This is a genomic window from Alcaligenes sp. RM2, from assembly GCF_052931795.1.
Map to the genome: position 1 here is coordinate 830,514 of NZ_JBRFIO010000001.1, position 16,168 is coordinate 846,681.

General features: G+C 55.2%; 16 protein-coding genes and 1 tRNA gene. 9 read left to right on the top strand and 8 right to left on the bottom strand.

Features of this window, described 5'->3' with window-relative positions:
* Positions 1 to 18: 18 nt before the first annotated feature.
* From rpoZ to ACU6HM_RS03835, 5 genes are all read right to left on the bottom strand, one after another.
* Entirely contained in the window at positions 19 to 222 is a 204-nt protein-coding gene (rpoZ, locus tag ACU6HM_RS03815; RefSeq protein WP_003799665.1) for a DNA-directed RNA polymerase subunit omega, read from the bottom strand.
* A 35-nt stretch (positions 223 to 257) separates the two neighbouring features.
* Entirely contained in the window at positions 258 to 902 is a 645-nt protein-coding gene (gene gmk, locus ACU6HM_RS03820; RefSeq protein WP_021446541.1) for a guanylate kinase, read from the bottom strand.
* A 37-nt stretch (positions 903 to 939) separates the two neighbouring features.
* Complete coding sequence (locus ACU6HM_RS03825; protein ID WP_009457104.1) at positions 940 to 1,269, bottom strand: hypothetical protein; 330 nt, start codon at positions 1,267 to 1,269, stop codon at positions 940 to 942.
* Between the two features lie 15 nt (positions 1,270 to 1,284).
* Positions 1,285 to 2,067 (bottom strand): exodeoxyribonuclease III, encoded by a 783-nt coding sequence (gene xth, locus ACU6HM_RS03830; protein WP_250755753.1) that lies wholly within the window; start codon positions 2,065 to 2,067, stop codon positions 1,285 to 1,287.
* Between the two features lie 564 nt (positions 2,068 to 2,631).
* Positions 2,632 to 2,705: transfer RNA gene (locus ACU6HM_RS03835), tRNA-Cys, on the bottom strand.
* 165 nt (positions 2,706 to 2,870) lie between these two features.
* On the opposite strand from ACU6HM_RS03835, the gene ACU6HM_RS03840 reads away from it, so the two are divergent.
* Positions 2,871 to 5,138, top strand: coding sequence for an arginine/lysine/ornithine decarboxylase (locus ACU6HM_RS03840; RefSeq protein ID WP_021446542.1), 2,268 nt, complete (start codon positions 2,871 to 2,873; stop codon positions 5,136 to 5,138).
* 190 nt (positions 5,139 to 5,328) lie between these two features.
* Here the strand turns inward: ACU6HM_RS03840 and ACU6HM_RS03845 are convergent, their stop codons facing one another.
* Positions 5,329 to 6,222 (bottom strand): LysR family transcriptional regulator, encoded by an 894-nt coding sequence (locus ACU6HM_RS03845; protein ID WP_009457094.1) that lies wholly within the window; start codon positions 6,220 to 6,222, stop codon positions 5,329 to 5,331.
* 287 nt (positions 6,223 to 6,509) lie between these two features.
* Between ACU6HM_RS03845 and ACU6HM_RS03850 the strand changes: the two genes are divergently transcribed.
* Positions 6,510 to 6,650: a hypothetical protein gene (locus ACU6HM_RS03850; protein WP_021446543.1), complete on the top strand. Its 141-nt coding sequence runs from the start codon at positions 6,510 to 6,512 to the stop codon at positions 6,648 to 6,650.
* Between the two features lie 69 nt (positions 6,651 to 6,719).
* On the opposite strand, the gene ACU6HM_RS03855 is transcribed toward ACU6HM_RS03850, so the two are convergent.
* Complete coding sequence (locus ACU6HM_RS03855) at positions 6,720 to 7,505, bottom strand: isocitrate lyase/PEP mutase family protein (RefSeq protein WP_446763355.1); 786 nt, start codon at positions 7,503 to 7,505, stop codon at positions 6,720 to 6,722.
* Between the two features lie 61 nt (positions 7,506 to 7,566).
* The gene (locus ACU6HM_RS03860; RefSeq protein WP_009457090.1) at positions 7,567 to 8,028 is read right to left on the bottom strand and encodes a universal stress protein; all 462 of its coding nucleotides are present in this window, start codon (positions 8,026 to 8,028) and stop codon (positions 7,567 to 7,569) included.
* A gap of 193 nt (positions 8,029 to 8,221) precedes the next feature.
* On the opposite strand from ACU6HM_RS03860, the gene ACU6HM_RS03865 reads away from it, so the two are divergent.
* From ACU6HM_RS03865 to ACU6HM_RS03895, 7 genes are all read left to right on the top strand, one after another.
* Entirely contained in the window at positions 8,222 to 9,403 is a 1,182-nt protein-coding gene (locus ACU6HM_RS03865) for an acetyl-CoA C-acyltransferase family protein (RefSeq protein WP_009457088.1), read from the top strand.
* A 260-nt stretch (positions 9,404 to 9,663) separates the two neighbouring features.
* Positions 9,664 to 10,836, top strand: coding sequence for a beta-ketothiolase BktB (gene bktB, locus ACU6HM_RS03870; protein WP_009457084.1), 1,173 nt, complete (start codon positions 9,664 to 9,666; stop codon positions 10,834 to 10,836).
* A 186-nt stretch (positions 10,837 to 11,022) separates the two neighbouring features.
* Positions 11,023 to 11,784: a spermidine synthase gene (locus tag ACU6HM_RS03875; protein ID WP_035271766.1), complete on the top strand. Its 762-nt coding sequence runs from the start codon at positions 11,023 to 11,025 to the stop codon at positions 11,782 to 11,784.
* A gap of 98 nt (positions 11,785 to 11,882) precedes the next feature.
* On the top strand, positions 11,883 to 12,851 hold the full coding sequence (locus ACU6HM_RS03880) for an ABC transporter substrate-binding protein (protein ID WP_009457081.1): 969 nt from the start codon (positions 11,883 to 11,885) through the stop codon (positions 12,849 to 12,851).
* A gap of 79 nt (positions 12,852 to 12,930) precedes the next feature.
* Positions 12,931 to 13,827, top strand: a complete 897-nt coding sequence (locus tag ACU6HM_RS03885) for an ABC transporter permease (RefSeq protein WP_009457079.1) — start codon at positions 12,931 to 12,933, stop codon at positions 13,825 to 13,827.
* The gene (locus ACU6HM_RS03890; RefSeq protein WP_009457077.1) at positions 13,827 to 14,621 is read left to right on the top strand and encodes an ABC transporter ATP-binding protein; all 795 of its coding nucleotides are present in this window, start codon (positions 13,827 to 13,829) and stop codon (positions 14,619 to 14,621) included. Before ACU6HM_RS03885 ends, ACU6HM_RS03890 begins: the two co-directional genes overlap by 1 nt.
* Before the next feature lie 307 nt (positions 14,622 to 14,928).
* The gene (locus ACU6HM_RS03895; RefSeq protein WP_009457075.1) at positions 14,929 to 16,167 is read left to right on the top strand and encodes an efflux RND transporter periplasmic adaptor subunit; all 1,239 of its coding nucleotides are present in this window, start codon (positions 14,929 to 14,931) and stop codon (positions 16,165 to 16,167) included.
* Position 16,168 lies beyond the last annotated feature (1 nt).

Below are 16,168 nucleotides of genomic sequence, written 5' to 3' on the forward strand. Positions count from 1 at the left end.
GTGCTCCGCCTGTGCCTATCAGGTAGGAACTTTGCGCAGCATTTCCAGACCGGTCGCGCCGGAGGCGATTTCTCGCAGGGCGGTAACCGTAGGCTTGTTCTTGCTTTCCAGGCGTGGTTCGTGGCCTTGAGCCAGTTCGCGCGCACGGTAGGCGGCTGCCAAGGTGAGCTTAAAGCGATTGGGGACTTGCTCCAGGCAGTCCTCGATAGTGATGCGAGCCATAGTAGACCTGTTATCAAAAAGTAATAAGAAGGAGATCAGCCCTGATTCAGCAGGGCATCTGCGCCTAATTGTTGAAAGAGTTGGCGATGCCGTACTGACTGAGTGGCAGTGCGCAAACGACTGGCCTGCACAATACTCAATAGCTGCTGTAATGCCGTATCAAAATCCTCATTGATAATAGCATATTGACAGTCATGAACATGGGCGATTTCGTGCTCGGCAGCCTCGAGGCGGCGGGCGATGATCTCTTCGCTATCTTGTCCACGTTTGCGCAAACGGGCCTGCAAGGTGGGCAAGGAGGGCGGCAGAATGAAAATGCCGACGGCTTCGGGGAAATGTTCACGCGCCAGGCGGGCGCCTTGCCAGTCAATTTCCAGCAGCACATCACGGCCTGCATTCAGGGCTTTCTGAATGGGTTCGCGGGGCGTGCCGTAGTAGTTGTCATGCACCTTGGCCCATTCCAGCATGGCGTTTTCTGCGACCATGTTTTCAAAACGCGCTTTGTCCACAAAGAAGTAGTGCTGGCCGTCGCTCTCGCCGGGACGGGGGGCACGTGTGGTGGCCGAGATGGACAGCATGATGTTGGAATCGTTGGCCAGAAGGGCGTTGACCAGACTGGATTTACCCGCCCCGCTGGGGGCGACAACCATAAAGACGGTGCCAGGATAGCTCGTGGACATGGAGAGCAGACTCTAGAAGTAGATTTTTATAAAAGAATTAATTGCTGCTTGGGTCGGTTTGCCCAAACTCATTCAAAACGGCCAGGATGCTGGCTTGGTCCGCGCACAGAAAGACCACCGTGTCATTGGGGTTCATGGAGAACAAAACGTCTTCCACTTCCTGCGGGGCATCTTCGGGCTGGGCAATGGCCATCACGTGCACATCGCCACCGGCTTCGAATTGCTCGGGCGGGACAATATGGGCGACCGCATCCAGATCAGGCTCGCTGATGGCCAGATAGGCCCAGACCTTGTGCTCCTCTTCCAAGGTGATCTCAAGCACATAGGCCGAGTCAGTCTGCTCGATGATTTGGCTTTGAATTTGCATAATGAAAAGAGTGTGTCAGCTAAAAGACAAGGTAGCAGTAACGGGAGCGTGATCCGAGGGCTGCTCATTGGCGCGCGGCTCGCGGTCAATATCGCAGGCCGTGCAACGGGCCTTGAGCGCGTCGGACAACAAGGCGTGATCAATACGCAGCCCCGCATCGCGACGGAATGCAAAACGACGATAGTCCCACCAGGTAAAGGGGCTGCCGCTTTGCTCAAACAGACGGTAGGCATCGTGCAGGCCCAGTGCCAGCAAACGCTCGAACGCAGCGCGCTCGGGCGGGGATACCAGAACATCGACTCCCCATTTGACCGGGTCGTAAACGTCCTGGTCGGCTGGGGCAATATTATAGTCGCCCAGAATGGCTAGACGGGGATACTGCTGCAATTCTTTTTCCAGCCAGTCGTGCAAGGCGGCAAACCATTCCAGCTTGTAGGTGTACTTTTCGCTTTCCAGCGATTGCCCGTTGGGGCAGTAGGCACAGATCACACGCACCGGGCCGTCAGGCGAGGGGTACGTGGCGGCCAGCAAACGCTGTTGTGGGTCTTCGTAGTTGGGTAGATTGCGTTGCACATCCGCGCCAGGCTCACGCGAAATCAGGGCCACGCCGTTATAGGTTTTCTGACCCGCCCAGTGAGCGTGATAACCCATTTCCTGAAAAGCCTCCAAGGGAAAACGCTCGTCGGGCAGTTTGAGCTCTTGCAGACACAGCACGTCTACGGGGTTGGCCTTGAGCCAGTCCAGAACTTGGGGAAGACGGACGTTCAGGGAGTTCACGTTCCAGGTGGTGAGTTTCATGGTGTCAGACAATCTCGGTAAATCAGAGAAAGCCGCTTGTACAGGGCTTTGCCGATAAAGGTAGTGCAGAGGCGGCCATCAGCGTGTTGGAAACGGGCAGGATGGCGTTTAGCGTGCGCGAATGCCGCCATCATATCAGCGCTAGCCAGGGACTGGTTTTAAAGCCAGCGCCACCGACAGGATGAAAATGGCCGATGGGCCTGGGTTTTGTTCTAGGTCGTAGTGAAAAACAGACATTTTCAGACAATAAATTTGTCCTCAAACTATCTGCATGTAACAGCCATAAAGTCAGGCGGCAAGACCCAAAGCGCGCTTGGGGCAGATTGATGTTTTTAGGGCACGAAAAAGAGGGTTTTTTGCGCAGATCACGCGCCTGCTTGTGTTAAATTGCAGGCCAAGTTGGAACGGTGGGCCAAAACCGATGGAAGGGCTTGGCCGCAGCGCGTAGTACAAGGATTTGATATGCAGGAAAAGGGAATAAAAAAATCGCCATAATGGCGACTTTTTCTGTGTGATCAAAACCGGAAAGAAGGCCAGTTTTGTCTGTCTTGAATGCAAGCAAGATGGAGGCGTGTGCTGGAATCGAACCAACCTGAACGGATTTGCAGTCCGTCACATAGCCAATCTGTCACCACGCCTTTTGTTTTGTCCTGGGACATGTAGAATTATGCCCAAGGACGTAGGGAAAAGCAAGTGTCACATGACGGGACGTGAAACACGGTACGATCTGCTGCGCAAAAGCGACTGACGTCCCTCCCTTTTTTTGCCGCCCCTGCGGCACTCCCTTGTATTAAGGACATGGCATGCAATATCAATTCCCCATTGTGATCATCGATGAGGATTTTCGTTCTGAAAATGCGTCTGGTCTGAGCATTCGTGTATTAGCAGATGCGATCGAGGCCGAAGGCTTCGAGGTGTTGGGAACCACCAGTTATGGCGATCTGAGTCAATTTGCCCAGCAGCAAAGTCGTGCCAGCGCGTTTATTTTGTCCATCGATGATGAGGAGTTCACGCAAGATGGAGACAGCGCCCCGGCGCTGGTCAATCTACGTGCCTTTATTCGGGCTGTGCGTCGTCGCAATACCGATGTACCTATCTATGTGTATGGCGAGACCAAAACGGCTCGTCATATGCCAAACGATATCTTGCGCGAGCTGCAAGGCGTCATTCACATGTTCGAGGACACGCCCGAGTTCGTGGCGCGCCACATCGTGCGTGAAGCGCGCAGTTATGTGGAAGGCGTCAAGCCTCCATTTCTGAAAGCCTTGCTCGATTACGCCGAGGATGGCTCGTATTCATGGCATTGCCCCGGTCATTCCGGCGGCGTAGCCTTTCTGAAAAGCCCGGTCGGGCAGATTTTCCACCAGTTCTTTGGTGAAAACATGCTGCGTGCCGACGTCTGCAATGCCGTTGAAGAACTGGGCCAACTGCTGGATCACAACGGGGCCATTGGCGCCAGCGAACGCAATGCCGCGCGTATTTTCAATGCTGACCACTGCTTTTTCGTAACCAACGGCACCAGCACCAGCAACAAGATTGTCTGGCACCATGCCGTGGCTCCGGGCGATGTGGTGGTCGTGGACCGTAACTGCCACAAATCCATCCTGCACAGCATTGTGATGACGGGGGCTATCCCCGTGTTTCTGCGTCCTACGCGCAACCACTTCGGGATTATTGGCCCGATTGCGCGCAGCGAATTTGATATCGAGACCATTCGTGAGAAGATCCGCAAGCACCCCTTGCTCTCGCATCTGGATGCCGATACGGTCAAACCCCGTGTGCTGACGCTGACCCAGTCCACCTACGACGGCATTATTTACGACACCCAGGTGATCAAGAATGCCGTGGATGGTTACGTGGAAGTGCTGCATTTTGACGAAGCCTGGATTCCGCACGCGGCTTTCCATCCTTTCTATGGTCAGTTCCATGCCATGGGCAAGAACCGTCCGCGCCCGCAGGAAACCATGGTGTTCTCCACCCAGTCCACGCACAAGCTGCTGGCCGGCTTGAGCCAGGCCAGCCACGTGCTGGCACAGGACTCGGTCACCCGTAGCCTGGATCGTCATTTGTTCAATGAAGCCTATCTGATGCACACCAGCACCAGCCCGCAGTACGCGATTATTGCGTCTTGCGACGTGGCCGCTGCCATGATGGAGCCACCCGGTGGTCGTGTGCTGGTTGAGGAAAGCATTATTGAAGCGCTGGATTTCCGCCGCGCCATGCGCAAGGTCGAATCGCAGTTTGATGAAGACGATTGGTGGTTCAAGGTCTGGGGCCCGCCAACACTGGCAGAAGACGGTGTGGGCAAACCTGAGGACTGGATCATTACGGACGATGCGGAGCATAGCGAGTGGCATGGTTTCGGCCCGCTGGCTGATGGCTTCAATATGCTGGATCCGATCAAGGCCACGATTGTTACCCCCGGCCTGGATCTGACAGGCACATTTGGTGAAACCGGCATTCCGGCTTCTATCGTGACCAAGTTTCTGGCGCAACGTGGCGTGATTGTGGAGAAGATTGGCCTGTACAGCTTCTTCATCATGTTCACCATCGGCATTACCAAAGGCCGCTGGAACTCTCTGGTCACAGCGCTACAGCAGTTCAAGGACGATTACGACCGCAACTTGCCTGTCTGGCGTGTTCTGCCGCAGTTTGCGCGCCAGTATCCTTGTTACGAGGAAATGGGCTTGCGCGATTTGTGCCAGCATGTGCACCAGTTGTACGCCAAGCATGACATTGCCCGTTTGATGACCGATATGTACCTGTCGGATGTAGTGCCTGTCATGCGTCCGGCTGATGCTTTTGCCTGCATTGCGCAGCGTCGCACGGAACGGGTCGAGATTGATCAGCTGGAAGGTCGGGTGACCACCAACTTGATCACACCTTATCCACCTGGTATCCCGCTGCTGATTCCTGGCGAAGCCTTTAACAAGACGATTGTGGATTTCCTGAAGTTCTCGCGTGAACTGCATCGCCAGTGTCCAGGCTTTGGTACGGATATCCACGGTTTTGTGGAAGAGGTGGATGCCTCCGGTCAGAAGCGGTACTACGTGGACTGCGTGGCACAGTAAGGCAGTTTGCTATCCAGGGCCGGGGCAGGGCATCGGCCTTTGGGTAGAGCAGTGAAGCAAGCGGGCCTGATGAGGGATGTTCAGGGTTCTGGAAGACTTCCAGACTTGAAGTGTCTGTCATCAGGCCCGTTTTTTATGGGCTGTCTATCTGCCACGAATCTTTGTGACAGGTTCGTGTTGCAGAGGCTTGTTACAGACTTTGTGCTGTGCGCAAGGCACATTCCAGCAGCCGTGAAGTCAGTGCTTGGGGATCACGGTCTGCCCGCAAGATCGCCACAACCCGGCGTTGCAGGGCAGGTTGCTCAATCGGGTATTTATGCAGATTGTGCTCGTTCAGCAGGTTGTCGGGAATGCGGCTCGGCAAGATACAGTCCCCCAATCCTGAAGCGACCAGTCGCAACATGGCATCTATGGTTTCGACCTCCGCCACAAATTCGGGGTGCAGGCCGCTGCTGTGAATCATGCGGCGCAGGGCGTAATGGGGCGGAAAACCGATCAGGCGCAAGGCCTGGTGGCTTAAATCTGCACTGGGAAAAGGCTCCTGCTTGGCGGAGATGCGGCACATTTGGTCGTCAAACAAGGTGTGCGAGATCAAGCCGCCACAGTCCACCGCCGAGTCGTACACAAACCCCACATCGGCTTTACCACTTTCCACTAAAGCCACTACTTCGGGCGAACTGCGTCCCAATAAGGACAAATTCACGCCGGGATGCGAACTCATGAAAGTGGCAGCGACATCGGACATGAAGTAGTAGCTCAGGGTATGGACGGTGGCTAGCCTCACGGTGCCTGAATTGACGCCGTGCTCCTGGCGCACGGCGTGGATAGCGCTATCAATACGGCTATAGGCCGGTTCGATTGCTTGGCGCAGCAGCTCGCCCGCATCATTCAGGCTGACTCCGCGCCCGGTACGGTTAAACAGGGTTTGGCCCAGGCTTTGTTCCAGCGAGCTTAATTGTTTGCTCAGGCTGGATTGGCTTTGTCCCAAATCATCAGCTGCTTTGCTGACCGAGCCTAATTGTGCAATGCGTAAAAAACAGCGCAAGGAGCGATCCAGATGATCGGTGGGGCGGGATTCGTGCATGCCATTGTCTCTTTATTGTTGTACTCAAATGGGTGAAAAATGAGTTTTCAAGGGTGCCTGGGGGGCTATGTGAGCAGTCGCGTATTCAGGGCAGTTATTTTGGCTTGAATTGTCTATGAAAAAGCCTTGTTTTGAATTGCCTTTATTTTGTTCTAACGTCGCCTAATTTGCATTCATAATGTGCTCTTATCATAATCAAAATTGATTTGTGGTCTAATCATTGATATAATAAAGAAATCGGGGCGCTAAGGGCAGCGCCCCCTGTCGATATTGAGCAGGAGTTATTCGTGAGCAAATCGAAACCAGTACGTCGTAAACAGGCCTTTGAGGTTGAGCCCCTGAATTGGGTGGCTCCCAAGAAAGCAGTCGTAGAAACCGATCAGGAAGCCAAAGTGGACGCGTCCAGCGACCAGGCTCAGGACAGCTAAGTTCTGACTGAAAGGTTAAAAAGCGCAAGCCTTGCGGCTTGCGCTTTTTTTATGCCTGCCTGTCTTGTATCAGGACCAGCGGCGATGGGCTTGGGTGGCCGGCAGATGCCCTTGCTCCAGCAGTTGCAGGCTGGCCTCTTCAAAGCGGTTCCAGGTGGCCAGAGCCAGTTGTGACCCTGTGCTGACACGGCGTACACCGATGGTGGCCAAATCGGGCACGTTCAGCCCCGGATGAATCAGCAGCACATTGACGGGCGTAGGTGCCAGTGCCTGGACCACTTGGGCAATATCGTCCAGATCGCGTAATCCGGGGGCGTAGACCACATCGGCGCCTGCCTGGGCAAAGGCTTTTAGCCGGGTTATGGTTTGTCCCAGATCCAGCGCGTCAATCAGCAGGCCTTCGCTGCGTCCTATTAACAGAACGTCCTCGCCACTGTCGATAATTGCTTGCTTGGCAGCCTGTATGCGGGCCACAGCCAACTCAAGTTCATACAGTTCGTCGCCATGGCGATCTTCAATGGATAAGCCTGCAATGCCGGTTTCAATGGCCAGGCGGACGTTTTCGGCGACCTGTTCGGGCTCATCGGCAAAGCCATTTTCAAAGTCGGCGTTCAGTGGCAGATTCGTGCTGGCCGCCAGCTCTCGCAAATGCGCCAGCAGGGCATCCCGGCCCACCTCAAAGTCTTCCAATCCCTTTGACCAGGCAAACGCAGCGCTGCTGCTGGCAATTGCCTGTGCACCCAGTCGTTCCAGACGCTTGGCTCCACCTATGTCCCAGGGGTTGGGCAAAATCAGTAAGCCACTTTCATGCAAGGCTCGAAAACGGCGTCGTTTTTCCTGTGTGCTGACGTTCATGCGGGACTCCTGAGAATAAAAAACGCAAACCGGAGTTTGCGTTTTGATGCCTGGCCGCGTTTTATTTTTTCTTGGCTTTCTTGCGGATCACCAGAACGGGGATTTCCGAGTAGGTCAGAACGTGCTGGGTTTCGCTGCCCAAGAGCAGGCGCTTGTAGCCCTTGCGGCCATGCGAGGACATGACGATCAGGTCAGCTTTCTGTTTTTCAGCGGTAGAAATAATGGCATCGGCCACCAGTTCGGACTTCACCACCAGGCCCTTGACCGAGACACCAATGTCTTTACCGGCTTGCTTGACGGCGGCCAGCTCGGATTGGGCGTGCTCTACCCAGGAGGCTTCGATACGGCTATCGAGTTTCTGGTCGATAATGGGGCCGCCCTCCAGGTAGCTTTGGCGATAGCGCGGAATGACGCGCAGGGCCAGCAATTTGGCGCCGCTGGTCTTGGCCAGATTCAGGGCATGGGTGACAGCGTGGGCGGACAGTTCTGAGCCGTCGGTACATACCAGGATACGCTCGTACATGAGGGGGGATCCTATAAAAAGGGTTATCAAGAACGTGTCTTGTGGGTAAGGTATCAAACCATACTGCGAATTACGGTCTTTGTGTCTGCTTTATGGTTTTCCATGGCAGCCGTGTATATTCGAGTGGACGTTTTTGTCAGCTTGGCTTTTTTATGCTGGTCATCATATCCCACCGGGATTGAGGGAGATTCATATGAAAGAAGTGGTTGTAGTCCAGGCATGCCGTACCGCGATTGGTGACTTTGGTGGTGCTTTGAAGAACGTGTCGCCTATCGAGATGGGCGCGACGGTATTGCGCGCAGTACTGGATCGCAGTGGCGTGTCGGCGGCAGACGTTCAGCATGTAGTGATGGGGCAGGTTATTCAGACCGAACCACGTGATATGTACTTGTCGCGTGTGGCGTCGGTGCAGGCGGGCGTGGGACACGGAACACCGGCCATGAACGTCAACCGTTTGTGCGGTTCTGGTCTGCAAGCCATTGTGTCGGCCGCGCAGGGTATTCTGGTCGGTGATGCCAAGGTGGCTTTGGCAGGCGGAGCAGAAAGCATGAGCCGTGCGCCTTATATGTCCAGTGCTCATCGCTGGGGCGCTCGCATGGGGGACTCGGTCATGATGGACATGATGACTGGCGCACTGACAGATCCTTTTGATCGCGTTCATATGGGCATTACGGCCGAAAATGTGGCCCGCCAATACGGCGTGACCCGAGCCGATCAGGACGAGCTGGCATTGGAATCGCACCAGCGTGCCCGTCGCGCGATCGAGCAAGGTTATTTTAAAGAGCAGATCGTGCCCATTATCCAGAAAAGTCGTAAGGGCGAGATCGTGTTTGATCAGGACGAGCACGTACGTCTGGACGCTACGATGGAAAACTTTACCGGCCTGAAACCTGTGTTCATGCCTGACGGCGGCAGTGTTACGGCAGGTAATGCCTCGGGCCTGAATGACGGTGCAGCCGCTGTCTTGCTGATGTGCGCGGAAGAAGCTCGCCAGCGTGGGCTGAAGCCTTTGGCCAAGCTGGTGTCCTGGGGGCATGCCGGGGTGGATCCCAGCATTATGGGTATTGGGCCAGTGCCAGCTAGCCGTCTGGCACTGGAGCGCGCCGGTTTGAGCGTGTCGGATCTGGATGTGATCGAGTCCAACGAAGCTTTTGCCGCCCAAGCGTGCGCAGTTGTGCGTGAACTGGGTCTGGATCCGGCACGTGTGAATCCCAATGGTAGTGGTATCAGCCTGGGCCACCCTATTGGCGCGACCGGCGCCGCTATTACAGTCAAGGCCTTGCATGAACTGCAGCGTGTCCAAGGTCGTTACGCGCTGGTCACCATGTGTATTGGTGGTGGGCAGGGGATTGCGGCGATTTTCGAGCGCCCTTGAACCTTGCTGATTATTTCTCTTTAGGCTTCGTTTAAAGAGCAGGAAAGCCGGAAGTGCTACGAGTCACTTTCCGGCTTTTTTTTCGGCATATACAAGTAAATCTTATAAAAACGCCGACTTGATTGTTTGTTTTTGTAATGGGCCCTAAGTATCCAGCCAATTGCATTGAATTGTTTTAAAAGTAACGCGTGGCTTGTGTGGCTGAGCATGAAGCCCTTGTTTTTTCTCATCGGAATAAAACGGAATAAAAGGAGATTCATATGCAAGAAGTCGTCCTGGTTCAAGCTTGTCGAACTGCTTTTGGTAACTTTGGTGGCTCGTTACGGAATGTGCCTCCCATTGAGATGGGGGCGGCAGTCATGCAGGAGGCGCTGGGCAGGAGTGGAGTAGCTGCCTCGGAGGTGGACCAGGTGGTGATGGGGCAGGTGGTGCTGACCGAGCCCCAGGATATCTATATGGCGCGGGCAGCCTCCATGAAAGCGGGAGTGGCTCATGAGGCTGTCGCGATGAGCGTAAACCGTTTATGTGCATCCGGTTTGCAGGCCATTATTTCGGCAGCGCAAGCGATTGTATTGGGTGAGGCTAGGGTGGCCTTGGCCGGCGGTGTTGAAAGTACCAGTCGAATGCCCTATCTGGCGCCAAGCCAGCGCTGGGGGAGTCGCATGGGCAGTGTGGCCTTGGTAGATGTCTTGTCGGAGATTTTCATCAGTCCTCTGACTCGGGAGCATGTGGGGGTGACGGGGGAGAATGTCGCCAGAAAATACGGTGTGTCCCGCTGTGAGCAAGATCAGTTGGCCCTGGAGTCGCACCGTAGAGCGGCTCGTGCCATTGAAAATGGGTACTTCAAGGAGCAGATCGTCCCGCTGGCGGCCCACGATGGGAGCATCTTCGAGCAGGATGAGCATGTTCGGCATGATGGCAGTCTGGAGCAGCTTGCCGCCTTGAAGCCTATTTTCCAGAGCGACGGGGGGACGGTGACGGCCGGTAATATCTTGGGTCTGGCGGATGCGGCGGCGGTGGTGCTGATGATGGAAGAGGGGCAGGCACGCCGTCAAGGCTTGAAGCCTTTGGGCAAGCTGCGCTCATGGGCGCATGCGGGCGTGGATCCTCAATTTGCGGGAATGGGGCCGGTGCCATCGACTCGCTTGGCGCTCAAGCGGGCGGGACTGACGGTAGCCGATATTGATGTGATCGAGTCCAATGAGGCGTTTGCAGCACAGGTGTGCGCCGTTGCCAAAGAATTGGATTTTGATCCGGAGCGAGTCAATCCAAATGGCGGCAGCATTAGCATGGGGCATCCTTTGGGGGCGACAGGAGCGGCACTGGTAGTCAAGGCCTTGCATGAGTTGCAGCGCATCCAGGGGCGGTATGCTCTGGTCACCATGTGTCATGGCGGTAGCGAGGGAGTAGCCATGATTATCGAACGTCAGTGAGCCGTTCCCCATCAAGTGATCGCTGTTATGATGGCGCCTTGCTAAAAAACGCCGGAAGTGGCGCAATGCCGCCTTCCGGCGCTGTTTTCTCTGTCGTCAGGCCATATCCAGGTTCAGGATTATGTGGGGTGCCACGTTGCTCCCGTGTGAGCCGGGCCGCCTGACTGCTTTGCAAGGAAGAGTTTCATGGCTGGTGAGCAGGGGGACGATAGTCCTACGTTGTCGGAAAGCGAAGGGATCCGTTATCTGCACTTTGGAACGGAGTGGATTCAAGGCGCCATGCGTATTCGCAAGCCCGCTGAATTGGTCTTGGCCTACACACAACAAATGATGGCCTGGCTGCTATTTATGGAAGACCCCAAACCCGAGCACAAACTGGCTATTCTGGGGCTGGGGGCGGGTTCCCTGCTGCGTTTCTGCCTGAAGCAGACCAGCAGTCAGGTACAGACGGTGGAGTGGAATCCGTCGGTGATTGGCATGTGCAATGCTTTCTTCCGGCTACCGCGCAGTCCACGGTCTCTGATTGATCAGGCTGACGCCGGTGTCTGGGTACAGGATAGCGATCAGCACAGTCAGTATCGCGCCTTGATGGTGGACTTGTACGACGCGCATGCCGAAGGTCCGGTACGTGACAGTCTGGAGTTCTATCAGGATTGCCGCGCGGTTCTGGATGATGAAGGCATCATGACGGTGAATCTTTTTGGTGCCCATCCCAGCTTCAAACATAATATTGACAACATTCGTGAAGCCTTTAATGGCAAAGTATTGCTCTTGCCTGAAATGGACGAGGGCAATCAGGTGGTTCTGGCCTTTAAAGGCAGCACGCTGGAGATGACGGCCGGAGAGCTGCTGAGTCGGGCCGAACAAGTGCAGGCCGATTATGGTTTGCCGGCTACACGTTGGGCCAGGGAACTGCTCTCGTTCCGTCGCCAGATGCAGGACCAGTAGGGGAGCGGGGCAGGGATTACCTGAAGGGTCAAAGTCCTGTCGTTCGCGTTAGACTAAACACCTAAAATTTTCGTTTTTTTGCATCTAAGGAGTATTGGATGAAACTGATCAGATCGGTGCATCAGGTGGCGGCCGCTTTGGCTTGTGTAGGATTGATGTCGGGCGCTGCAGTTCATGCGCAATCTGTATCGGTATCGTCGATTGTGGAACATCCGGCTCTGGACGCCATTAAGGATGGAGTACACAAAGCGCTGACCGATGCTGGTTATAACGAAGCCTCCGGCTTCAAATGGCAGTTTCAGACCGCCCAGGGCAATCCGGCGATTGCCGCTCAGATCGCTCGTAAATTCGTCGGTGACAAGGCTGACGTGATTGTGGCCATTTCCACTCCTTCGGCGCAGGCCGTGGTGTCGGCAACCAAGACTATCCCTGTGGTGTATTCGGCCGTGACCGATCCTGTGGTGGCACACCTGGTGCCCAGCATGGCACCGTCGGGCACCAACGTGACAGGCGTGTCCGATGCGCTGGCACTGGAAGCCCAGGTTGATCTGATCAAGAAAGTCGTGCCTGATGCCAAGCGCGTGGGTATGGTTTACAACCCTGGCGAAGCCAACTCCGCCGTGGTCGTTAAAGAAATGAAAGAATTGCTGCCCAAGCACGGCATGACGCTGGTGGAAGCCACCGCGCCTCGTACCGTGGACGTGGGGGCGGCTGCTCGTAGCCTGGTGGGCAAGGTCGATGTGATCTACACCAATACCGACAATAACGTGGTGTCGGCCTACGAGTCCCTGGTAAAAGTAGGCGTGGACGCCAAAGTGCCTTTGATCGCTTCGGACACCGACAGTGTGGCCCGTGGTGCTATCGCAGCTCTGGGCGTGAACTACTACAACCTGGGTCTGCAGACCGGTCAACAGGTCATCCGTATTCTGAAGGGTGAAAAACCCGGTGATATGGCTTCTGAAACCAGCAGCAATCTGGAACTGTATGTCAATCCGGGCGCTGCCAAGCGCCAAGGCGTTTCGCTTAACGAGGACTTCGTGAAGTCCGCAACAAAAATCGTCGAATAAGCCTGATTTGACTGCTTCTTGCAGGTGGGTTGCCACAAGCTGCCCGCCTGTTTCTTTTGTATCCTAGACGTCCAACAATATGTCTATTTATTCAATGTGGGGGGCCCTGGAGATTGGTCTGATTTTCGGACTGGTTGCTCTGGGTGTTCTGATTTCTTTTCGCATCCTGCGATTTCCTGACCTGACGGTCGATGGTAGTTTTCCTTTGGGTGGGGCGGTTGCCGCCATCCTGATCAGTCAGGGCAATGATCCTTTCCTGGCGACTGTAGTGGCCACTTTTGCTGGTGCCATTGCCGGCACGATTACTGGCTGGTTGAACGTACGCCTGAAAATCATGGATCTGCTGGCCAGTATCCTGATGATGATCGCCTTGTATTCCATCAACCTGCGCATCATGGGCCGTCCCAATGTGCCCCTGATCATGGAGCCGACGGTCTTCACGATTCTGCAGCCCGAGTCCATCGCTGACTATATTGCTCGTCCCTTGATGCTGATTGGTTTGGTAATCATTGCCAAACTGGCGCTGGATTGGTTCTTCGGTACGCAAACTGGCCTGGCCATGCGCGCTACCGGCGCCAATGCGCGTATGGCCCGTGCTCAAGGTGTGGCAACTGGCAATATGCTTTTGCTGGGCATGGCTATTTCCAATGCCCTGGTCGCCCTGGCCGGTGCCTTGTTTGCACAATCGCAGGGTGGGGCGGATATCTCCATGGGTATCGGGACCATCGTGATTGGTCTGGCTGCCGTGATTGTGGGTGAAAGCATCTTGCCCGCACGCAAACTGTTCTACGCCACCTTGGCCGTGGTGCTGGGCGCGATTCTGTACCGTTTCTTTATTGCTTTGGCTCTGAATGCCGATGTGATCGGCCTGAAAGCGCAGGACTTGAACCTGGTCACCGCTTTGCTGGTTACCGTGGCGCTGGTGATTCCATTGCTCAAGAAAAAGCGTGCTCGTAAACAGAAGGGGGCCCAGTAATGTTAGAAGCAAAAGATCTGTCCCTGACATTTAATCCAGGTACGCCCATTGAAACCCGTGCCTTGCGCGGTTTGTCCCTGACCATTCCGGAAGGGCAGTTCGTGACCGTGATCGGTTCCAACGGTGCGGGCAAGTCTACTTTTCTGAATGCGATCTCGGGCGACCAGTCTGTTGATGATGGCCAAATCATGATCGACAAGGTAGACGTGACTCGCCGCCCGGTCTGGGAGCGAGCCAATTGGGTAGCACGTGTGTTTCAGGATCCAATGGCCGGTACCTGTGAAGATCTGACCATTGAAGAAAATATGGCGCTGGCCACCTGCCGTGGCAGCCGCCGTGGTCTGAGCCGTGCCGTGCGTCACTCCATGCGCGCTGAATTTGCAGAGCGTCTGGAAACCTTGGGTCTGGGTCTGGAAAACCGTCTGACAGACCGCATCGGATTGTTGTCCGGTGGCCAGCGTCAGGCCGTCAGCCTGTTGATGGCGGCCTTGCGTCCTTCCAAGATCTTGCTGCTGGACGAACATACGGCGGCACTGGACCCGCGTACGGCTGACTTTGTTTTGCAACTGACCAATCGGATTGTGCGTGAAGGTGGCCTGACCACCATGATGGTCACGCACAGTATGCGTCAGGCTCTGGATGTGGGTGATCGCACGGTCATGTTGCACCAGGGCAAGGTGGTTCTGGATGTCAGTGGTGAACAGCGTCAAGGCCTGGATGTGCGAGATTTGCTGGAGATGTTCGAGCGGGTTCGGGGCGAGACTTTAGCCGACGATAGTTTATTGCTAGGTTAGGAAGCACTATCCCGGATTTGGAAAACCGCGTGAACTCTGAGGGTTAAACGCGGTTTTTTTATATTCAAGAAACCGTAGGTATATGATAATACGTGTTCTTTTGGCATAGGCAGACAGCGGAGCGGGTGCAAGGGGGTAGCTGGCTAATCGTAGTCGCCAGATAATGGCAAGATCGAAATGAGTCTCATCGCAAATTTTCCTGTTTGATTTGCGCTTTTTCGACATATACTTGCTGCTTGTCCAAACCATACAATCCAGTCAGTTTAAGCGTTAAACTCCCATGCAACGCTTAGCTCAGGAGTTCTTCATGTCATTTCAAAGCTTGTTGGGTCGGCAGACTTTTCGTATTGCTGCCTTCTCTTCCTTGGTTCTGCTCGCCGCTTGCGGCAACAAAGAGCCTCAAGCTCCGGCCGGCGGGATGAAGGTCCCAGTCAGTGTGATTACCGTCCAACCGACCTCTACCGAGTTGTTCTCCGAGCTGCCTGGACGAGTCGAAGCAATTAAAGATGCACAAATCCGCGCCCGTGTTTCCGGGATTGTGGAAGAGATCAACTTTGAGCAGGGCGCTGATGTCAAACAAGACCAGCTCTTGTTTACCATTGACCCGGCTCCGTACCGTGCAGTTCGTAACCAGGCTGCAGCTCAGCTGAAAAACGCCCAGGCTGACGCACAAAGTGCCAAGCAGTTGGCCCAGCGTTACGAGCGTCTGATCAAGGAAAATGCAGTTTCCCGCCAGGATTACGACAACGCCAAGGCCCGCGCCATGCAGGCCGATGCCGCCATTGCCGCTGCACAGGCGACCCTGGACAGCGCCAATATTGATCTGGGCTACACCAAGATTGTGTCGCCCGTGTCGGGCCGTATCGGCAAGTCCCTGGTTACCGAAGGTGCTCTGGTTTCTGCCGCCAACGCCACCCATATGGCCACCGTGCAGCAACTGGACCGTGTCTATATTGACGTGACGCGTTCCACTGCTGAACTGACGCAGCTGCGTCGCGCCATGGCCGATGGCACCTTGAAGTCGGCTGGTGAAGGCCAGGCCAAGGCCAAGGCCGTTCTGGAAGATGGCTCCCTGTACGATCAGGATGGCGCTTTGCTGTTTAGCGGTGTCAGCGTGGATCCATCCACCTCGCAAGTAACCTTGCGTGCCGTGTTCCCTAATCCTGACGAAATCCTCTTGCCCGGCATGTACGTACGCGTACGTCTGGAACAAGGCGTTATTCCGGATGCCTTGCTGGTGCCCGCCCAAGCTGTTCAGTACACCTCGGATGGTGCTTCCAACATTTATGTAGTTCGTGAAGAAAAAGCCCAGTCCGTACCTGTCGTGTTGGGACCTGAGAGCGATGGTCAGTATGTGGTCAACAAAGGCCTGCAAGCTGGCGACCAGATCATTGTCGAAGGCTTCCAGAAGATTCGTCCCGGTGCCCCTGTCCAGACGATGCCTTGGAAGGGCAACAAGTCAGCCGCTGCACCTGCTCCTGATGCGGCTCCCGCACAGGAACCGGCCGCCGCTGCTGAGCCAAACGAAGCCAAGTCTAGCGAGTAAG